This window comes from Maribellus mangrovi (genome assembly GCF_037646455.1).
Lineage (GTDB): Bacteria > Bacteroidota > Bacteroidia > Bacteroidales > Prolixibacteraceae > Draconibacterium > Draconibacterium mangrovi_A.
On record NZ_JBBIXN010000002.1, the window covers coordinates 870550 to 889688 of the forward strand.

The window sequence follows — 19139 nt, forward strand, 5'->3', positions numbered from 1 at the left end:
ACCGTTGTATAATAATTTGTATATTGCCCCTCCTTTTTTAAGAAACTAAGAACAATAAAACGATTTCGAGAAATGCTAAAAATACATTTCATACTCATCCTGATCTTATCTTTTTCGCAAATATTTGCTCAGTCGCATTGGGAAAGTATTGTAAGTGAAACCGATGAATTTAAGTACACAATCCCAACAAAAGAGCCAGTTGAAGACTGGAGAGTATTAGATTTCTCCGACGATAACTGGCAAACCGGAAACGGTGGATTTGGATATGGTGACAATGATGACACGACCGTAATTCCCGTATCGAAATCTATTTTCCTGCGCAAGGAATTTTCACTTACCAGTGCTGATATTGTTAATAACCTGATTTTGGATATCGATTACGACGATGCTTTTGTCGCCTATCTTAATGGTGTTGAAATTGGACGATCCGGAAATCTTTCCGCCGGAACCCCTACGATCAACGCATCTGTTTCCTCCGATCACGAGGCAAGACTTTACTCAGGCGGACAGCCCGAGCGTTTTTCTGTAAATAAGGAATTGGTTCAAACCGGAACAAATGTTCTGGCTGTACACATTTTAAATATCAGCCTAAACTCTTCCGACATGTCGTCGAGGATTTTCCTGAATGCAGAATTCGATGGAAGTAACATACTTTTCAGCGACGTCCCGGATTGGTTTCAGGAACCCGTGTCTTACACCTATTCGAACCTGCCTATCATAAAAATTAATACGGAGGGAAAATTCATTAAGGACGAGCCCAAGATAATGGCAAAAATGCAGATCATTAACAATGCTAACGGGGTAAACTATTTCGACGATACAACTTTTGAATATGATGGCGATATCGGCATTGAAATCAGGGGTAATACGGCACAAATGTTCCCCAAGAAAAGCTACACGGTTGAAACCCGCTTAAGCGACGGCTCGAACAACAATGTTTCAATACTGGGAATGCCAAAGGAAAACGACTGGGTGCTCCACGGCCCTTATTCTGACAAATCATTGATGAGAAATGCACTGGCATACAATATCGGTCATGGCATGAAAAATGGCTGGCATCCGCGTAACCGTTTTGTAGAGCTTGAAATTAACGGCGAGTACCGAGGAGTTTACCTGTTTGTTGAGAAAATTAAGATTGATAATAACCGTGTTGATATTGCCACCTTAAAACCCGACGATAATTCAGGCGATGAACTGACCGGCGGTTACATAATCAGCATCGACAGAGACCAGGAAGGCAGCTGGAACTCGCCCTATATGGGAAGAACCGGAAGTGTAGATGTTCCATTCTCCTATGTCGATCCGAAGTACGATGAACTCACCCCTGAACAACGCGCTTACATTAGAGAGTATATTACTGAATTTGAGGACGCGTTGCACGGTGATAATTTTAAAGATCCGGAACAGGGTTATCGCGCCTATATTGATGTGGAGTCTTTTGTCGACTATTTTATCATCACCGAATTGAGCCGCGACCTTGACGGATACAGGGTAAGTGTTTATTTCCACAAAGACAAGGACAGTAAAGGCGGAAAAATCGTCATGACTCCATTCTGGGATTACAACATCTGTTTTGGAAACGCCAACTTTTTTAGTGCAGGATACCAAATAGGATGGGCATCCGATGGTATTGGTGCCGGCGACTGGTACGAAATTCCGTTTTGGTGGGACCGGTTCAGAGAAGATCCATATTTTGAAACCGTTCTGAAATACCGATGGGAGGAACTAAGAAAAGACGTACTAAATAAAAACAACATATTCGGCTTTATCGATTCGTGTAGTTACGAGCTGAAGGATGCCCAGGTCAGAAACTTCGAGAAATTTAATATTCTGGATTCTTACGTTTGGCCAAACAATTACGTGGGAGGTACCTACCCCAACGAAATACAATATTTGAAAACCTGGATCAATGGCCGGATTGACTGGCTGGATGAACAGATGGATAAGATTGAACCTGTAACTTCCATCGATCAGGATCTTACTGCTTCAAATGAAATGAATCCGCTGGTTTATCCCAATCCGTTCAGCAACAGATTTACGGTTGAAATTGATGCAAATAGTTACACGAACATGGAAGTTGTTATTGAAAATCTGCTGGGACAGACCGTTTGCCGAAAATCGCTTAATGCCGTGCCGGGAAGGCAGCGTATTGAAATTACCTACGACGAACTGGGACAACATGGCAACATGTTCATTTATTCCATTTATTCGGGAGGTCAGCGCATAAAATCAGGAACAATCATGCACAAATAGAGTCCGACTAAAAATTAAGTACAAATTCTACCTTGAAAAAGAAACACAGGCAAGCCTTAAAATTTTTGATGTAAACGGCGGAATGGAAAAGGTCGATTAATCAAGATTCCCACTTTTGTAGTTTCCGGTGCCACAATTATTTTTTAATTGGAATACAATTATTACCGAAACAGATCAACAATTTCTTCTTTCGAAATTTGTTCGAACGGATCGTTTGAATTAATAAACTTATCGGCCAGCGAGCTTTTCCGTTCCTTTAGTTTCTGTATTTTCTCTTCTATCGAATTTTCGGTAATAAAGCGGTACACAAAAACGTGCTTGTCCTGCCCGATGCGGTGTGCCCGGTTAATGGCCTGATTTTCGGCTGCAGGATTCCACCACGGATCAAGGATAAAGACATAATCGGCCTCGGTGAGGTTAAGTCCAACTCCACCCGCTTTTAAGGAGATCAGAAAAATGCGATTTTCTTCATCATCCTGAAAATTACTGATCACCTGTTTACGATTAGTGGTCTTTCCGGTAAGCTTCGAGTAGCTCCACTTTTCTTTTTTAATGCCCCCTTCTATCAGTTCCAGGTGCGTTACAAACGACGAAAAAATGAGCACTTTGTGTTTCTCGGCCACAAGGTTACGAAGCATGCGAAAAACTTCGTCGTATTTTCCCGAACTTTCATCGGCTACTTGCTCAAAAAGCGATGGATGATTCGCCAGTTGTCGCAAACGCGTTAGTCCCTGCAAAACAACAAACTGCGATTTGTTCATCCCGTCCTTTTCAATGGTAGAAAGTATGGTATTTCGGATCACCGATTTCTCCTTATCGTACATGCGTTGTTGCCCGCCCACCATCGGACAAATGCGTACTTCTTCCATCAATGGTGGCAAATCGCTGGCTACCTCGCTTTTGGTCCGGCGCAGCACAAATGGACGGATCATCAGTTGCAGTTTCTGCTGCTGCTCCTCATTGGCGTGTTTCTCAATGGGTGTAATAAACGATCGCTTAAAAAATGCCAGGCTACCCAAAAGGCCGGGATTCAGGAAATTCATTTGCGACCACAGGTCCGACAGCGAATTTTCGATGGGAGTTCCGGTAATCACCAGTTTGTGGCGCGCTTTCATACACATCAACGCCTTATACGTTTTTGATCCTGGATTTTTAATCGACTGGCTTTCGTCAAGGATCAGGTAGAAAAACTCTTTTCCCTCCATCATTTCCAGATCATTCCGAACCGTTCCGTAGGTGGTAATAATTACATCGTAATAACCAAGTATTTTATGAATATCTTCCACCTTTTTACGCTGCGTTCCAAAATAAATAAAGGCTTTTAACGACGGGGTAAACTTCTCGATCTCAGCGTGCCAGTTATGCACCAGCGAAGTGGGAACCACAATCAGGCTGGCCGGCTGATCCGGTGTTTCAGCTTCTTTGTCGATGGCAAACATATCCAGTTGCCCCGAATTATCAAGCGGATCTGAAATAGTTATGCCTTGAGCTTTACGTTTCAGTTTAAGCAATAGAGTTAGTGTTTGCAGCGTTTTTCCGAGTCCCATATCGTCGGCCAGACAAGCCCCCATTCCGTTTTTGTATAAACCGTACATCCACTGAAATCCTCCTTCCTGATAGCCCCGTAACCGGGCTTTTAATTTTGCCGGAACAACGAGGTCCTCTTTTTCGGTATTTAACAGTTCGAGGTATTTTTGCTTTACTTCCTTATCAATTTCCTGAACCGATTCCTGCAGCAAGGTAAAATGATGCTTTTCAAACCTGATCTTTTTCCCGTGGTCCTTTCCAAACGGCAGCAAACCTTTGTAACGCGCAAACCACTCATCCGGTAAAACAGCAATTTCACCATTGGGCAATTCAAATTCCTTAATATTATTCAGAATGTATTTTTTCAGTTTGATGAAAGGAATCTGAAACTCGCCAAAACGAACAACGGCAAACACATCAAACCAGTCGCCTTTGGTCTGGGCCTTGATTTCGAGTTCGCGGCTGCCGGTAAAGTACTTTTTCCCGGTGTTTTCTTGTTTTAACCGAATCCCGGAGCGTTCCAATTCCGCGCGATGCCGACTTAACCAATCCAAGAGAAAATACAAGGCATTTTGCAATTCCAGAACCTCCATTCCTTTCAATGAGAAAGCGCCATTATCTTCCAATAAACCGATCTTTTTTAAACGACGAAGGACCTTCTCTTCCCATGCCTGATCACGGCGGGTCTTGTAAAATTCAAAGCTTTTTTCAACTTTCCTGAAACTAACCGCGGTTTGCTTTTTTGCGTTGGGAAGAAAACTCTCCTGCCCGTAATTAAATCGAAGTACAAGCGCAGGTTGTGCCTGCAGGTTGGTTTCCAGCGACAGTTCTGCCGATCTCTCGAGCTGTTCCTCACGAATTGTGAATCCGGTGGCTTTTACATCGAAATCTCGAATCGTTTTGAGGATAAAACCCGAGTAATATTTGTCCTCGATGGTGTTGGGCACCGAAACAAAATCCTTCTCAAAAAAGGGCAAAAGTTTTCTGGCATTTAGTTTTTCAAAAGCCAGCAACTGCCTGCGGTACAACAACAAACACGGATCGTTGGCAATAATGGTGCAGGTTCGTTCCGAAATCAACAGTTCCCTTTCTTCGAGAAACAATTTCAATTTGTAACGTGTCTGCATTTCGGTACGCTCGAAATGAAACTCGGGGCGCGCAAAAACTGGCGGCACCTCAACCACATCTTCATCGTATAAATTCGAATATTGGGCTTCCTTCAGAAACAACCTGACCGGGCTCAACATTAAAATCGAGACCACTTCCATCATCGCATTTTCCATAAATGGAACCACCTGCTGCTCGTACACTCCCGTGTCGATGGAAGAATAAAATGATGCTACACTTCCGGAACGCGAAAAACGTTTTACCAGGCGCTCGTCACTGTAACGTTCAATGATCTTTACCAACTCTTTTTCGTAAGGGTTCCACGTGTAGTCACCCGTATCAAAATCATGCGGCTTAAGCAAACGAACCACTGAATAAAATTTTTCACGTTTTCTGATCAGGAACGGTTGGAATACCTTTCCCAGAAAACGATGATCGGTGAGTGCTATGATAAATTCGAGTTCTTCCATGTGCTTGTTTCAGAAAGCCGTTTCCTTATTGAGTTCGATCGCGCTAATTCAAAAATCCAAAAGAACCTCAAATATAAAAAGCTATTGCGAAACGCAGCGAATCCGCCTCATTGTTTTTCTTATATTTGTTTAGAAACCTAATAAAGAATTAATGCAACACCTGAAAGTACCACCGATTGATGCAGAAAATACGATAAAGCTTGAACAGGTATCAAAACTAATTGAAGAAAAAGGCGCCCTTCAAAGCATTGAAGTTATCAACTGGCCGGATTATCCTTACAAGCCGGAATTAAAATTTAGGATTGCGCATACCGGAACAGAGATCTGGCTTAAATTTTACGTGAGGGAAAAATACATCAGGGCACTTGAAACCCGCACAAATGGCGATGTGTATAAGGACAGTACTGTGGAGTTCTTTATAGCTTTGAACAACGACAGATACTATAACTTTGAGTTTAGTTGCATTGGTACTATTCATGCAGGTTATGGAACGGGACGCGGTAAACGCTTACTGGTTAATCCGAAAATCGCCGAAAAAATTGAAGTTACATCGAGTTTGGGAGAGCAGCCGTTTGAAGAAAAACAAGGTGATTTTAAGTGGGAAATGATGATTAAAATCCCCATTGATTGTTTTGCCTTCGATAAATTATCGAGTTTAAAAGAATTACAGGCAAAAGGTAATTTCTACAAATGTGGCGACGAAACTTCGGAACCGCATTTTGTGAGCTGGAATCCGATAAATACCAAAACGCCGGATTATCACCGTCCGGAATTCTTTGGTGAAATAGAATTTGAATAGCACTTTATACTGTTTATTTTTCTTGTATTTTAATTGAACAAAAATTGATCTGATTGGTTAAGATTATGAAATTAAGTTAGTAAAGGTTTTCAGGCCTTCTGGAACAATTTGTATCATCAATATTAACTTGTAGTGAAGACCGAAAATGGAGCTATTTGATATTACCGCCCTAAAGATCTCGAAAGTTGTAACCACAACTTACAGCACTTCTTTCTCGTTGGCTACCAGCATGATGAGAAAAGAAATGCGCGATGCAATCTATGCCATTTATGGTTTCGTTCGTTTAGCCGACGAGATTGTAGATACTTTTCATGCACACGACAAGGAAGCGTTGCTCGATAGACTGGAAACAGATCTTAAAAGTGCTTTGCAAAATCATATTAGCTTAAATCCGGTGCTACACGCATTTCAGTTGGTTGTGCATAAATACCAGATTCCTTTCGAGTACATCGTTGCTTTTTTAGACAGTATGCGCAGCGATCTGCACAAAAAGACCTACACAGATAAGAATGAAACGGACTCCTATATTTACGGTTCGGCCGATGTGGTTGGCTTAATGTGTTTAAAGGTTTTCACGCTTCGCGACGATGATATGTTCGAACGTTTAAAAGAACCGGCCATGCGTCTGGGATCTGCCTTTCAGAAAGTGAATTTCTTACGCGATATAAAATCCGACTCGGAAGAACTGGGTAGAAGTTATTTTCATCATTTGCAAAACGCAGAATTTACCGAGGAGAAGAAGTTGCTCATTATTTCGGAAATAGAAAATGATTTCGCTGTTGCCTATCAAGGCATTAAACAATTGCCGGGAGATGCCCGAATAGCTGTATTACTTGCTTATCTTTATTATCAGAAATTACTCTTTAAATTAAAGGTAACTCCATCCGGAAAAATTAAAGAAAGACGAATTCGTGTTCCAAATTCCGTTAAAATGGCATTAATGGTAAAAGCTGTTGTACTGGGAAAATTTAATATTTTATGATAACAGAACAAGTAATACTGGTGGATGAAAACGATCTGGAGACGGGTGTTATGGAAAAAATGGAGGCGCACCGAAATGCTGTTTTGCATCGGGCGGTTTCTGTCTTTATTGTGAACAGTAAGGGAGAATGGCTTTTGCAGCAACGTGCTTTTAGTAAATACCACTCCAACGGCTTATGGACAAACACGTGCTGCAGCCACCCGCGACCCGGCGAAAGTAGCCTGGAAACGGCTAAGAGACGCCTGAAAGAAGAAATGGGAATGACTGCTGAACTTTCCGAGATGTTTCACTTTATCTACAAGGAGCCACTCGACAACGAATTGACCGAGTACGAGTTGGATCACGTGTTTATCGGTTTCAGCGACGAACACCCCAATATAAACACCGACGAAGTATTCAACTGGAAATATGTAACTTACGATGAACTAAAAAAGGACATTGACAAGCACCCGGAGAATTACACCGTTTGGTTCCTTAAGATTGTGGACCGGGTACATCAACATTTAAATAAATGATTGTAAACATCATACTGGTTATCCTTTCATTTGCCTTCATGGAATTGGTTGCATGGTCGAACCACAAATTCATTATGCACGGTTTTTTGTGGAAATGGCATGCCGATCATCATGTAAACGACCACAAGAAAAATGCGTCGCAAACCGACCTCTATAATCCGGGGTTTGAGAAGAACGATTACTTTTTCCTGGTTTATGCGATTCCTGCTATTATCCTTTTGGCGCTCGGATTTTATTTTTCAATTTCCGCTTTAATCGCTATCGGAATTGGCATTTCGCTTTATGGATTGACGTACTTTACAATCCATGATGTGATGATCCATCAGCGGCTGAAAATACCTTTTCTTACTCATCCAAAAAGCAAGTACCTGCAGGCCGTTGCCGAAGCACATCTGGCACATCACCGGGGCAAGAATGTAAAAGATTTCAACAATTATGGATTGCTTATTTTTCAACCTCGATTTTTAAAGAAATAAATGTCGTTATACTTCCTGCTTTTGCTGATTACCGGTATTGTTCCCTTGTCGTTGAGTTTCGACAAGCGGCTTCGGTTTTATAAATCCTGGAAATATGTGTTACCTTCCATCATTGCCGTGGCAGCTGTATACATTGCCGTCGATGTTTATTTTACCAAAATGGATTATTGGGGATTTAACCCAAGCTACCTTTCGGGCATTTACCTTTTTCATTTGCCAATTGAAGAAGTGCTGTTTTTTGTGGTGGTTCCATACGCCAGCATCTTTCTGCACGAATCGATCCTTGAATATTTCCCGCAGGTAAAATTGGGTCATAAATTCAATACTGTACTCACCATTTTTTTAGTACTACTCAGTTTTGACCTACTAATTTCGAATACTGAAAAGAGTTACACCTTCTATATTTTCACCAAACTGGCCGTCGTTTTGATTCTGGCACTTTGGTTTCGTTCCCGGGCTATAAGGTCTTTTTACCTGACGTTTATCGTCATTCTCATCCCTTTTCTTATCGTAAACGGCATCCTCACAGGATCGTTTATCGATGAAGAAGTAGTTTGGTACAACGATGCAGAAACCCTTGGAATTCGTATTTTTACTATACCTGTTGAAGATTTTGCGTATGCCTTTAGCATGATCCTGCTTAATCTTCTGCTGATTGAAAAACTAAAAAAACTCTACTGATCCTTGCAACAGCAATTCGATAAAATAGCGGATTACCTCGACCTCCACTTTACTAAAGTTGTGCTCTTTTTTGTGGTGTTTTACGGGGTTGGAATTATCGGTTTGTCGATACCAGCTACCTACCCCATTTTTACAAAACTAACACCACTCGCACTTTTACTGAGCACGGTTGCCATGGCCTTTTTTCATCGCACATATTCCGAAAAAGCACTGGCCTTTTTTGGCGTCATCTACCTGATCGGATTTGGCGTTGAAGTGATTGGGGTGAATACCAAATTAATTTTTGGACATTATACTTATGGAAGTGGACTTGGACCAAAGCTATTAGAAACTCCACTCATTATCGGGGTGAACTGGTTATTGCTGGTCTATGCGGCCAATTCAGTGATCGAACGATTTGTAAGTAATCGCTTCGGAGTGATTTTGCTGGCCGGCTTAGCACTTGTGGGTTACGATCTGATCCTTGAACAGGCAGCGCCTTTGATCGATATGTGGAGCTGGCAAAACAATACAGTTCCTGTGCAAAACTACCTCGCCTGGCTGGTATTGGCGGTCTTACTTTCAGGAGTACTGCTTTTTTCGGGAGTACCCGTAAAAAACCGACTGGCACCCGTAATTTTAAGCTGCCAGACCCTCTTTTTTATTGTATTACTTTTTACACTGAACAGGCCGTGATCATAAAAGCAAAACATAACGCCATAATTGATCCGTTTTTTCGATGGTACGTCATCCGGAAAATGAAACGATCATTCCATGAGCTTATAATCAATTCGGATGTTGAAGACCAAGGCAAACCTATTTTGCTGATCTGCAACCACAACAGTTGGTGGGACGGCATCTGGGCATTGCACCTCAACCAGCAAAAATTTCATCGTAAATTTCATTTTATGATGCTGGAGGAACAACTCAAAAAAAATTGGTTTTTCCAATACACAGGCGGATTCTCAATTCGAAAATCTGACCGAACAGCAGTGGAATCGCTTAATTATGCAGCTGAATTGCTTGAAAATAAAAACAACCTGGTGTTGATGTTTCCGCAGGGAAAATTACAAAGCATGCACCGCAGAACGTTTACTTTCGAGAAGGGTATTGAGCGCATTCTCAAACGAACAAATAACGAAGTCGAGCTCGTGTTTGAAGTAAACCTGGTAGATTACTTTTCACAGGCAAAACCGAGCGTTTATTTGAACGCGACTGTTTACAGCGGTGAATATTCTCTGAATGCGATACAGGAAGCATACAACGCCTTCTACCGGGAATGTATTCAACAACAAGAAAAAAAGGAAGTTTAATATGTCGATCGTTGCCTGGTTTATATTCGGATTTGCAGTGCTTCAACTTGTCGTTGCGCTGGTCAACGTCTTGTTTCGTCAAGCTCTGCCCCAACCCGATCCTGATTTTCAACCTTTGGTTTCAGTAATGATCCCTGCACGAAACGAGGAACAAAATATTGGGCAAATTTTAAAAGATGTACAGGGGCAGTCGTACAAAAATATCGAGGTGCTGGTCTTTAACGATCAGTCGGAGGACCAAACAGCAGCGATTGTTGAAGATTTTGCTGCTGCCGACGAACGTATTAAGTTGATCAATTCCGAAGGACTGCCTGAAGGCTGGCTGGGAAAAAATCATGCCTGTTACAGGCTGGCTCAAAAAGCAAAAGGAGATTATTACCTCTTTCTGGATGCCGATGTCAGAGTCAGTGGAAACATCGTTCACCAGGCAATTGGCATGGTCAGAAAACACCAACTCGGACTATTGACAATTTTCCCCCGACAGATGATGAATACATGGGGCGAATGGCTGGTAGTTCCTTCCATGAATTACATTCTTCTGACGCTACTTCCGCTTGTAATGATTCGTTTATCGAACTTTGAGTCCATTTCTGCCGCCAACGGTCAGTTCATGCTTTTCGATGCCCAAACTTACAGACAACAAGAGCCTCATTTGAAACACCGGATGACACGTGTTGAAGACATTAGCATTGCCCGGTCATTCAAAAAAGCAGGCATCAAAATTGGCTGCCTTACAGGCACAAACGATATTCGCTGCCGAATGTACAGCGGTTTCAACAACGCACTGCAAGGACTTTCGAGAAGTGTGATCATGTTTTTTGGTAACTCCATTTTTATGACCCTCCTTTTTTGGACGGTCAGCACCCTCGGATTTCTATTCGTGTGGTTTGTCCTGCCACCTGGCAGCTTTGTAATGTATGTGCTGATCTTGCTCTTCACACGTGTTTTTATATCGTTTGCCAGCCAACAAAACATTTTAAAAAACCTGTTGTTAGGATTTTTTCAGAAGTGGGTGCTGGGATATGTGATTTTTATTGCTTTACGCTCGCAACTGCAAAGTACATTCGAATGGAAAGGAAGACAAGTATAATACTATTTACTTTAGTGGTATTTCCGTTGCTGTTGGCAGCTTCTGAAAAAACACGGATCTACCAGGCATTTATTCACAACCGGATGGAAGACTGGAAAGCGGTGATCGATGACATGGAAAGCCACAAAACCAGTGAAACTGCCCGGCTTGCCAAACTGGTGAATTACCAGTACGGATACATTGGCTATTGTTTGGGCGTTGAAAAAGACAAGGAGGCACGCAATTACCTCGAAAAGGCCGAAAAAAATTTGGATATGTTGGAAGACGAGGGATACAGACCGTCAGATATCCACGCATACAAATCGGCTTTTTACGGATATAAAATTGGCTTATCACCAATCAAAGCCCCTATTTTCGGGCCTAAAAGCGTTAAGCAGGCTGAACTGGCTATCGAAGCCGATTCAACCAATCCAATGGGCTACATTCAGCAGGGCAATGCGCAATTTTACATGCCGCCGATTTTTGGCGGATCAAAAACCGAGGCCATCAAAAAGTTCGGGAAAGCCTTGCAACTGATGAAACAAAATGGAGAATCGGTGGAAAACGACTGGAACTATCTGAGCTTACTGGTTTTGATTGCGCAGTCGTACGAAGAAATGGAAAAATGGGAACAGGCAGAAAAATATTATATGCAGGCCCTGGCCGCAGAACCCGATTTTAAGTGGGTAAAAGACGAATTGCTGCCGGGATTAATCAAGAAAAAAAACGATGAATAAAAAAGTATTGGTTGTAGGTGCAGGACTTGGCGGCTTGGCCACTGCCCTTCGTTTGGTAAAAAGGGGTTATTCGGTTGAAATGATCGAGAAAAACGAGCAGGCCGGCGGACGGTTGAACCAGATCAAAAAAGACGGTTTTACTTTCGATACCGGGCCAAGTTTTTTCAGCATGTCCTACGAATTTGAAGAGTTTGCAAGAGATTGCAACATCGAGCTTCCATTCGATTATTTCGAACTCGATCCTTTATATTCGGTGAATTTTAAAGACAATCCGAGAACTTTTCACCTGTTTAAAGATGCCCAAAAACTGGCCGAACAGTTTGCGGAGATCGAACCCGATTTTCAGGAAAAGTTTGAGAAATACCAGAAAAAAGCCGGTGCACTTTTCAACGATACGGTTGACCTGGTGATAAAGCAGAATTTTAATTCGATGTTGCATTACATCTTCACGCTGATGCGTGTAAATCCCGTGCATATTCCCGTGCTTTTTAAAAGTTTCTATCAACACGTTAATAAGTACTTTTCGTCGAAAGAAGCCGTACAGATCATTTCGCTGGTCGCTTTTTTTCTGGGCCGAACGCCTTTCGATACCATGGCCATATACAGTCTGCTGTCGTACACCGAGTTCAAACACGACGGCTACTACAACGTAAAAGGCGGGATGTACAAAATTGTTGAAGGATTGGTAAAAGAACTCGAAAAGGAAAACATCAGGATTCATTACAATACCGAAATCACCGGATTCGAAGAAAAAAATGGCAAACTGCTTAGCCTGATTGACCAAAACGGCAAAAAATGGCAGTCCGACAGCTACCTGATCAATTCGGATGCAGCCTGGTTCCGAGGAAATATTTTTAAACGCAAAGCTTATTCTGAAAAGAAATTGGACAAGATGAGCTGGACCATGGGCTACCTTACTTTTTATGTGGGCATCAAACGTAAACTACCAATGGTCGACCATCACAATTACTACCTGGGCGGCAACTACGAAGCTTATGCCAACAACATCATGCAAAATCCTGATACTCTCGAAAAACCTTACTACTACGTAAACGTTCTGTCGAAAAATAATGCCGACTGCGCCCCCGAAGGCTGCGAAAGTTTGTTCTTTGTTTGCCCAGTGCCAAACCTCTACCACAAACCCGACTGGAGCGACAAACAGGAAATTGTTAACAGCATAATCGATGACTTCTCCGAAAGAATTGGGGTGAACATTCAAAAAGAGATCGTTACACAAACCATTTATACCCCCATCGAATGGCGCGACCGTTTTAACCTGCACCGGGGAAGCGGACTTGGACTTTCACACAACATGAACCAGATTGGACACATGCGACCAAGAAATGTTGATGAAAAATACAACAACGTTTTTTACGTCGGAGCTTCCACTGCTCCGGGCGCCGGCTTGCCGATGGCCATTATCAGTTCGAAACTTGCATTTGAACGAATTGATAAACACTTCCGTTAAACTGTTGTTAGTGTTGTGGGAAATTCCTTTAATTATAGCTTGTGAAACGAGCATGAAAAAATCTCACAAAACGTGAATGATTATAAACATGGACGTTCTCCATATTACTCGGGATAACCTTAAGAATAAACAATTATAAACAGATGAATCAACTCGAAATAATAAAGCAAGAACTTGGTAAACCTTATCACGACCTTGAATTTTTAATGCACTGTTTCAGGGAAGTGCTTGAAGAAAACGGCGAAGCAGAACTGGCGAAAACAATGCCCTGGATTTGTGACCACAGCAGTTTTGAATCCGTTTATTTTAGTCGAAAGCATTTTCATTTGTTTTCCATCTCATTTCAATTGCTGAACCTGGTTGAAACCAACGGAGCCGTGCAAAACCGCCGGGCCACTGAAGAAGAGAGCTCGCTGGAATCGATCAATGGTTTGTGGGCCAACAGCTTAAAACTTTTAAAAGACAATAATATTTCTGAGCAGCAAATTCTGGAAATGCTTTCAGAAATTGAAGTTCAACCAGTGCTGACCGCTCATCCCACGGAAGCCAAACGCCCGGTGGTGTTAAAAAAATACCGCGAATTGTACTTGCTGTTGGTAAAACGCGAAAACTCGATGTACAACTCTTACGAACAGGAGGAAAACCGGAACCAGATCAAACGACTAATCAATGCAATCTGGAACATCGATGAATTTTACATGGAAAAACCCAACGTGGAAACCGAGTTGGAAAATGTGATCCATTATTTTACCAATGTGTTTCCCGAAATCGTTACCATCAATAACCGAAGGCTGATACAAGCCTGGCAATATGCCGGATTCGATCCAAAAAAACTGATCCGGTCAAATACTTATCCGCAACTGCGTTTTGGCACCTGGATTGGTGGTGATCGCGACGGACATCCGTTTGTAACGGCCGATGTAACTCAACGCACGCTGCAAAAACTCAGGCTGAATGCGTTTCTTGTTATTAAAAATGAACTAAGCAAACTGGCCGAGGACATGAGTTTTTATTTTCGGATCAACCAGTTACCCGCCACAATTTCAAAACGTCTGAAGGAAATTATTGCTGAAAATGCCGACGAATTAAAACCGCTGATTGCCGGAAATCGCCGCGAGGCCTTTAAACTTTTTGTACTCTTGCTCATTTCCAAACTTCCTGTAAAAATTGGCCGCGAACAGTCGTTCGAACTTCTAGATACTCCCGGTAGTTACAGCAATTCCAGACAATTGCTTCGCGATCTGGAGATTCTTAAAGACGGTCTTTTTGAACTGGTAAAGGATTCGCTGGTACATAATTCGGTGTATCACACCATTCAAATTGTTAAGACTTTTGGATTCCATTTAGCCGAACTCGATGTACGTCAGAACAGTGCTTATTACGAAAAAGCATTGCATCAGATTCTTGATGCGTCGAACTCCGATTGGACAGAACAAGAAAAATCGGAAATTATTAGAAAAGAATTGAGCTCAAACCGGCCGTTTATCCGTCACTGGAATGAATTACCGACCGAGGCTAAAAGTGCCCTCGACTGTTTTGCCGTGCTCGAAAATCATTACAACAAATATTCGGGTTACGCACTGGGTTCGCTCATTATTAGCATGACGCGGACCGTTGACGACCTGCTCACAGTATACATTCTTGCACGTGAAGCCGGACTGACCGAATTTGAGGATAAGCTAATTTTGAAGCTTCCTGTTGTTCCGCTGTTCGAAACCATCGACGATCTCATTGCCAGTCCAAAGATCATGGAGGAATACTTTTCGTATCCCGAGGTGCAAAAAAGTCTGGAATACCAGCGTAAGCAAAACAATCGAAAACGCAAGATACAGGAAGTGATGATCGGTTACAGCGACAGCAATAAAGACGGCGGTATTCTGGCCAGCACCTGGTACCTTTACAAAGCGCAAAAGGAACTCACCGAAATTGCCAACAAATTCGATATCGACCTGAAATTCTTCCACGGTAAAGGAGGTTCAATCAGCCGTGGTGCCGGCCCGATCCACTGGTTTTTACGCAGCCTGCCCAACGGAACGCTTTCCGGAAAAATAAAAATGACAGAACAGGGCGAAACCATCGAAAAGAAATATGCCAACAAAATAAATGCAGCCTATAACCTCGAATTGATGTTATCGGGGAGTACGCTGAACACCTTAATGCACAAACAACATCCGGAAGGCAATGCCACTGCCGCCGAAATAGTTGAATACATGGGTGCCGAAAGCAAGAAGTTTTATGTAGAGTTGCTCCGCGACAAACATTTTCTCGAATTCTTCCGCCAGGCTACCCCGATCGATGTGATTGAACAAAGCAAGATCGGTTCCCGTCCTTCACGTCGTACCGGTCAGCAGACTTTTGAAGACTTACGTGCCATACCCTGGGTATTCAGTTGGGGACAATCGCGTTTTCACATCACCAGTTGGTACGGTGTTGGTTCAACATTGGAGAAGCTCAAAAAAGAACATCCCGACAAGTATCGTTCGTTAAAAGAACTGATTCGGGGAAGCCATTTTGTACGCTACGTATTTACCAATATCGATACCAGTTTAGCCAGTTCCGACGAGGAGATCATGAAACTGTATGCTTCGCTGGTGAAAAGCGACGAAGTCAGAAATTCGATTCTTCCAAATATCCTCGACGAGCTTATGAAAACACGCGAACATACCCAGGAACTGTTGGGTCGCCCGATGCAGGAAAGACGAAAAAACCATTTTTATTCAACTGCATTGCGTGCAGAAGCTCTCGACGTGTTACACAAAAACCAGGTGAGCAACCTTGGCTTGTGGCGAAACACCGACTTTGAATCGGAAGCCGATAAGGAAAAGACTTTAAACGAATTGCTGATCTCGGTGAATGCCATTTCAAATGCCATGGGTACAACCGGATAATCAATTCTCCCGACAGATATTTTTTCGGAACGACTCTATTTCAGCCATATATTGTAAATTCATCACAGTGTCGGTTCAAGAAATAATTGCGATTATTTCCAAAGCGATTCGTGTTTGAGGCAAGCTTACTTTTTAAATAATATCTTATCTTTGAGAAATGTTTTTAAAGTATTTTAAAATATACTCAGCCGAATGAAGAAGATTATCGTAAAAAGTATGCTGATTGCATTCATGATCAGTTTACTATCCTGCAACAGAACTGAAACGCCAAAGTATAAAGATGCAACCGTTTCAACCGATGAACGGGTGGAAGATTTGTTGTCGAGAATGACACTTGAAGAGAAATTCTGGCAACTATTCATGATACCCGGTGATCTTTCCGATGGCAATGAACGATACAAAAACGGCATATTTGGGTTTCAGGTGGCCACCAAAGGAAAATCAGAAAATTCGGCCGAACAATTACTCGATTATTCGGGCGGCGGCGCTGCAACCGAGACTGCCGAACTGGTCAACAGTATTCAAAAATATTTTGTGGAAGAAACCCGTTTAGGAATCCCGATCATCGCTTTCGATGAAGCGCTGCACGGATTGGTGCGGCCTGAAGCTACTGCCTTTCCGCAATCAATTGCCCTGGCTGCAACCTGGGATACAGCGATGGTTAGTAGTGTGGCCAACGCCATTGCTTTGGAGGTAAAATCCCGCGGTATCCGGCAAATTCTTTCGCCGGTCGTAAATATTGCACGTGATGTTCGCTGGGGCCGCGTTGAAGAAACCTACGGTGAAGATCCTTACCTGACTTCTCGTTTGGGTGTGGCTTTTATGTCGCAATTCGAGAAAAAGGGAGTGATCACTACTCCAAAACATTTTGTGGCTAATGTTGGCGACGGTGGCCGCGACAGTTATCCCATTCACTTCAACGACCGCTTGCTGGAAGAAATTTACTACCCTGCATTTAAAGCGGCTTTTCATGAAGCCAATGCCTGGTCGGTAATGACTTCTTACAATTCGCTTGATGGGAGACCGTGTACGTCCAACGACTGGCTGCTGAATAAAAAGCTTAAAGAAGATTGGGGATTTCAGGGATTTGTAATCTCGGATGCAGGAGCCACAGGCGGCGCCAATGTATTGCATTTTACTGCTCATAATTATGCCGAATCAACTGAACAGGCCATCGAAAATGGATTGGACGTTATCTTTCAAACCTCCTACGATCACTACCCGCTTTTTTGGGAAGCCTTTGAAAAAGGGATGATTGATGAAGCTGCTATCGATGAAGCGGTTCGTCGTGTATTGCGCGCCAAATTTAAACTCGGTTTATTTGAAAATCCTTACATCGATGTAGAAGAAGCAGCCAAATGGAACGGTACAAAAAAACACCGCGAAATTGCAAAGCAGGCCGCCCTTGAGTCGATTGTTTTATTAAAAAACGATAAGCAAACACTTCCGCTCGATCCCGGAATTTCCTCTATTGCAGTTATTGGAGTGGATGCTGAAGAAGCCCGCCTTGGTGGCTATTCCGGCCCCGGAAACGATCCGGTGAGCATTCTTGACGGCATAAAAAGCAAAGTGCAGGGGGAAGTGGGTTATGTTCCGGGATGTGGCAGAGAAAAGGTAGAGTTTGTAACTATTCCAACAAAAAATCTGCTTACCGAAAATGGCCAGAGAAACGGGCTGAATGGTGAATATTTCAGCAATTCGAAGCTGGAAGGGGATCCCGTACTTACCCGCATCGACAGGCGGATGAAATTTGGATGGACGCTCTTTTCTCCCGATCCCGAGAAAATTGATTACGACTGCTATTCCATTCGCTGGACCGGTAAACTGGTAGCTCCCGAAACAGGTACTTTTGAGATTGGTGTTGAAGGTGATGACGGTTACCGGATATATATCAACAACAAACTGTTACTCGACAACTGGCGAAAGCAAACATATCAGCGCAAAACCGTTGAATATGCTTTCAGGAAAGACAAGGAATACGACCTTCGAATTGAATACTACGAAACCATTGGCAATGCCCGTTTTAACCTGATCTGGAACATTGGTGTTCAGGACAACAACGAACGTAAAATTCAGGAAGCCGTTAACCTGGCTCGAAAAAGTGATGTGGCAGTTGTGGTTGCAGGAATCGACGAAGGCGAGTTTAACGACCGTGCCTACCTCTCACTTCCCGGGAAACAGGAAGAAATGATCCAAAAAATAGCTGCAACAGGAAAACCGATGGTTGTAGTTCTGGTAGGTGGAAGTGCCATTACTATGCAAAACTGGATCGATAAAGTTCCCGCAATACTCGATGTATGGTACCCCGGCGATGACGGTGGAAATGCCGTGGCCGATGTGCTGTTTGGCGACTATAATCCGGCCGGACGCTTGCCGATCACTTTCCCGGTACACGAATCGCAACTTCCATTGTACTACAACCATAAACCAACCGGACGAGGCGACGATTACCACAACCTGACCGGTAAACCGCTGTTCCCTTTTGGCTATGGACTGAGTTATTCCACATTTGAATACAGCGATTTCAGTTTCGACAAAAAGCAAATAGCGTCCGACGAAACAACGACAGTAAGTTGTACTGTCACCAACACCGGAGATTACAATGGCGACGAAGTGGTGCAACTGTACATCCGCGACCTGTTCGCTTCGGTGGCGCGACCGGTAATGGAACTCAAAGGATTCGACCGGATTCATCTGAAAAAAGGGGAAAGCAAAAACGTAAGTTTCAAAATCACACCTGAATTGCTGAGCATGCTTAACGAACAACTGGAGCGTGTGGTTGAACCCGGCGATTTTAGGATCATGATCGGCGCCTCATCAAACGATATTCGACTGCGAGGTATTTTGAACGTAAAAGACAACAACTAAAACATAA

Annotated in this window: 14 protein-coding genes; 13 read left to right on the plus strand and 1 reads right to left on the minus strand. The window is 42.9% G+C overall.

Annotation, left to right across the window (positions count from 1 at the left end; all coding sequences use genetic code 11):
• The first annotated feature begins 72 nt into the window (after nucleotides 1-72).
• Complete coding sequence (locus tag WFY05_RS11660; protein WP_340113028.1) at nucleotides 73-2253, plus strand: CotH kinase family protein; 2181 nt, start codon at nucleotides 73-75, stop codon at nucleotides 2251-2253.
• Between the two features lie 161 nt (nucleotides 2254-2414).
• Here the strand turns inward: WFY05_RS11660 and WFY05_RS11665 are convergent, their stop codons facing one another.
• Nucleotides 2415-5357: a DEAD/DEAH box helicase gene (locus WFY05_RS11665; protein WP_340113029.1), complete on the minus strand. Its 2943-nt coding sequence runs from the start codon at nucleotides 5355-5357 to the stop codon at nucleotides 2415-2417.
• A 151-nt stretch (nucleotides 5358-5508) separates the two neighbouring features.
• On the opposite strand from WFY05_RS11665, the gene WFY05_RS11670 reads away from it, so the two are divergent.
• From WFY05_RS11670 to WFY05_RS11725, 12 genes are all read left to right on the plus strand, one after another.
• Nucleotides 5509-6156: a carbohydrate-binding family 9-like protein gene (locus tag WFY05_RS11670; protein WP_340113030.1), complete on the plus strand. Its 648-nt coding sequence runs from the start codon at nucleotides 5509-5511 to the stop codon at nucleotides 6154-6156.
• Nucleotides 6157-6301: 145 nt separating this feature from the next.
• The gene (locus WFY05_RS11675) at nucleotides 6302-7138 is read left to right on the plus strand and encodes a phytoene/squalene synthase family protein (protein ID WP_340113031.1); all 837 of its coding nucleotides are present in this window, start codon (nucleotides 6302-6304) and stop codon (nucleotides 7136-7138) included.
• Nucleotides 7135-7653, plus strand: coding sequence for an isopentenyl-diphosphate Delta-isomerase (gene idi / locus WFY05_RS11680; protein WP_340113032.1), 519 nt, complete (start codon nucleotides 7135-7137; stop codon nucleotides 7651-7653). Before WFY05_RS11675 ends, idi begins: the two co-directional genes overlap by 4 nt.
• Nucleotides 7650-8129 carry a sterol desaturase family protein gene (locus tag WFY05_RS11685; protein ID WP_340113033.1) on the plus strand — a complete coding sequence of 160 codons (480 nt, stop codon included), beginning with the start codon at nucleotides 7650-7652 and terminating at the stop codon, nucleotides 8127-8129. The genes idi and WFY05_RS11685 overlap by 4 nt, the downstream gene beginning before the upstream one ends.
• Nucleotides 8130-8810: a lycopene cyclase domain-containing protein gene (locus WFY05_RS11690; RefSeq protein WP_340113034.1), complete on the plus strand. Its 681-nt coding sequence runs from the start codon at nucleotides 8130-8132 to the stop codon at nucleotides 8808-8810.
• A 3-nt stretch (nucleotides 8811-8813) separates the two neighbouring features.
• The gene (locus tag WFY05_RS11695; RefSeq protein WP_340113035.1) at nucleotides 8814-9485 is read left to right on the plus strand and encodes a carotenoid biosynthesis protein; all 672 of its coding nucleotides are present in this window, start codon (nucleotides 8814-8816) and stop codon (nucleotides 9483-9485) included.
• 62 nt (nucleotides 9486-9547) lie between these two features.
• The gene (locus WFY05_RS11700; protein WP_340113036.1) at nucleotides 9548-10102 is read left to right on the plus strand and encodes a lysophospholipid acyltransferase family protein; all 555 of its coding nucleotides are present in this window, start codon (nucleotides 9548-9550) and stop codon (nucleotides 10100-10102) included.
• Nucleotides 10032-11192, plus strand: coding sequence for a glycosyltransferase family 2 protein (locus WFY05_RS11705; RefSeq protein ID WP_340113037.1), 1161 nt, complete (start codon nucleotides 10032-10034; stop codon nucleotides 11190-11192). Before WFY05_RS11700 ends, WFY05_RS11705 begins: the two co-directional genes overlap by 71 nt.
• On the plus strand, nucleotides 11171-11908 hold the full coding sequence (locus tag WFY05_RS11710; RefSeq protein ID WP_340113038.1) for a tetratricopeptide repeat protein: 738 nt from the start codon (nucleotides 11171-11173) through the stop codon (nucleotides 11906-11908). Before WFY05_RS11705 ends, WFY05_RS11710 begins: the two co-directional genes overlap by 22 nt.
• Nucleotides 11901-13376, plus strand: a complete 1476-nt coding sequence (locus WFY05_RS11715) for a phytoene desaturase family protein (RefSeq protein WP_340113039.1) — start codon at nucleotides 11901-11903, stop codon at nucleotides 13374-13376. Before WFY05_RS11710 ends, WFY05_RS11715 begins: the two co-directional genes overlap by 8 nt.
• Nucleotides 13377-13519: 143 nt before the next feature.
• On the plus strand, nucleotides 13520-16264 hold the full coding sequence (locus tag WFY05_RS11720; protein ID WP_340113040.1) for a phosphoenolpyruvate carboxylase: 2745 nt from the start codon (nucleotides 13520-13522) through the stop codon (nucleotides 16262-16264).
• A 192-nt stretch (nucleotides 16265-16456) separates the two neighbouring features.
• Nucleotides 16457-19132 (plus strand): glycoside hydrolase family 3 C-terminal domain-containing protein, encoded by a 2676-nt coding sequence (locus WFY05_RS11725; protein WP_340113041.1) that lies wholly within the window; start codon nucleotides 16457-16459, stop codon nucleotides 19130-19132.
• Nucleotides 19133-19139: the final 7 nt, after the last annotated feature.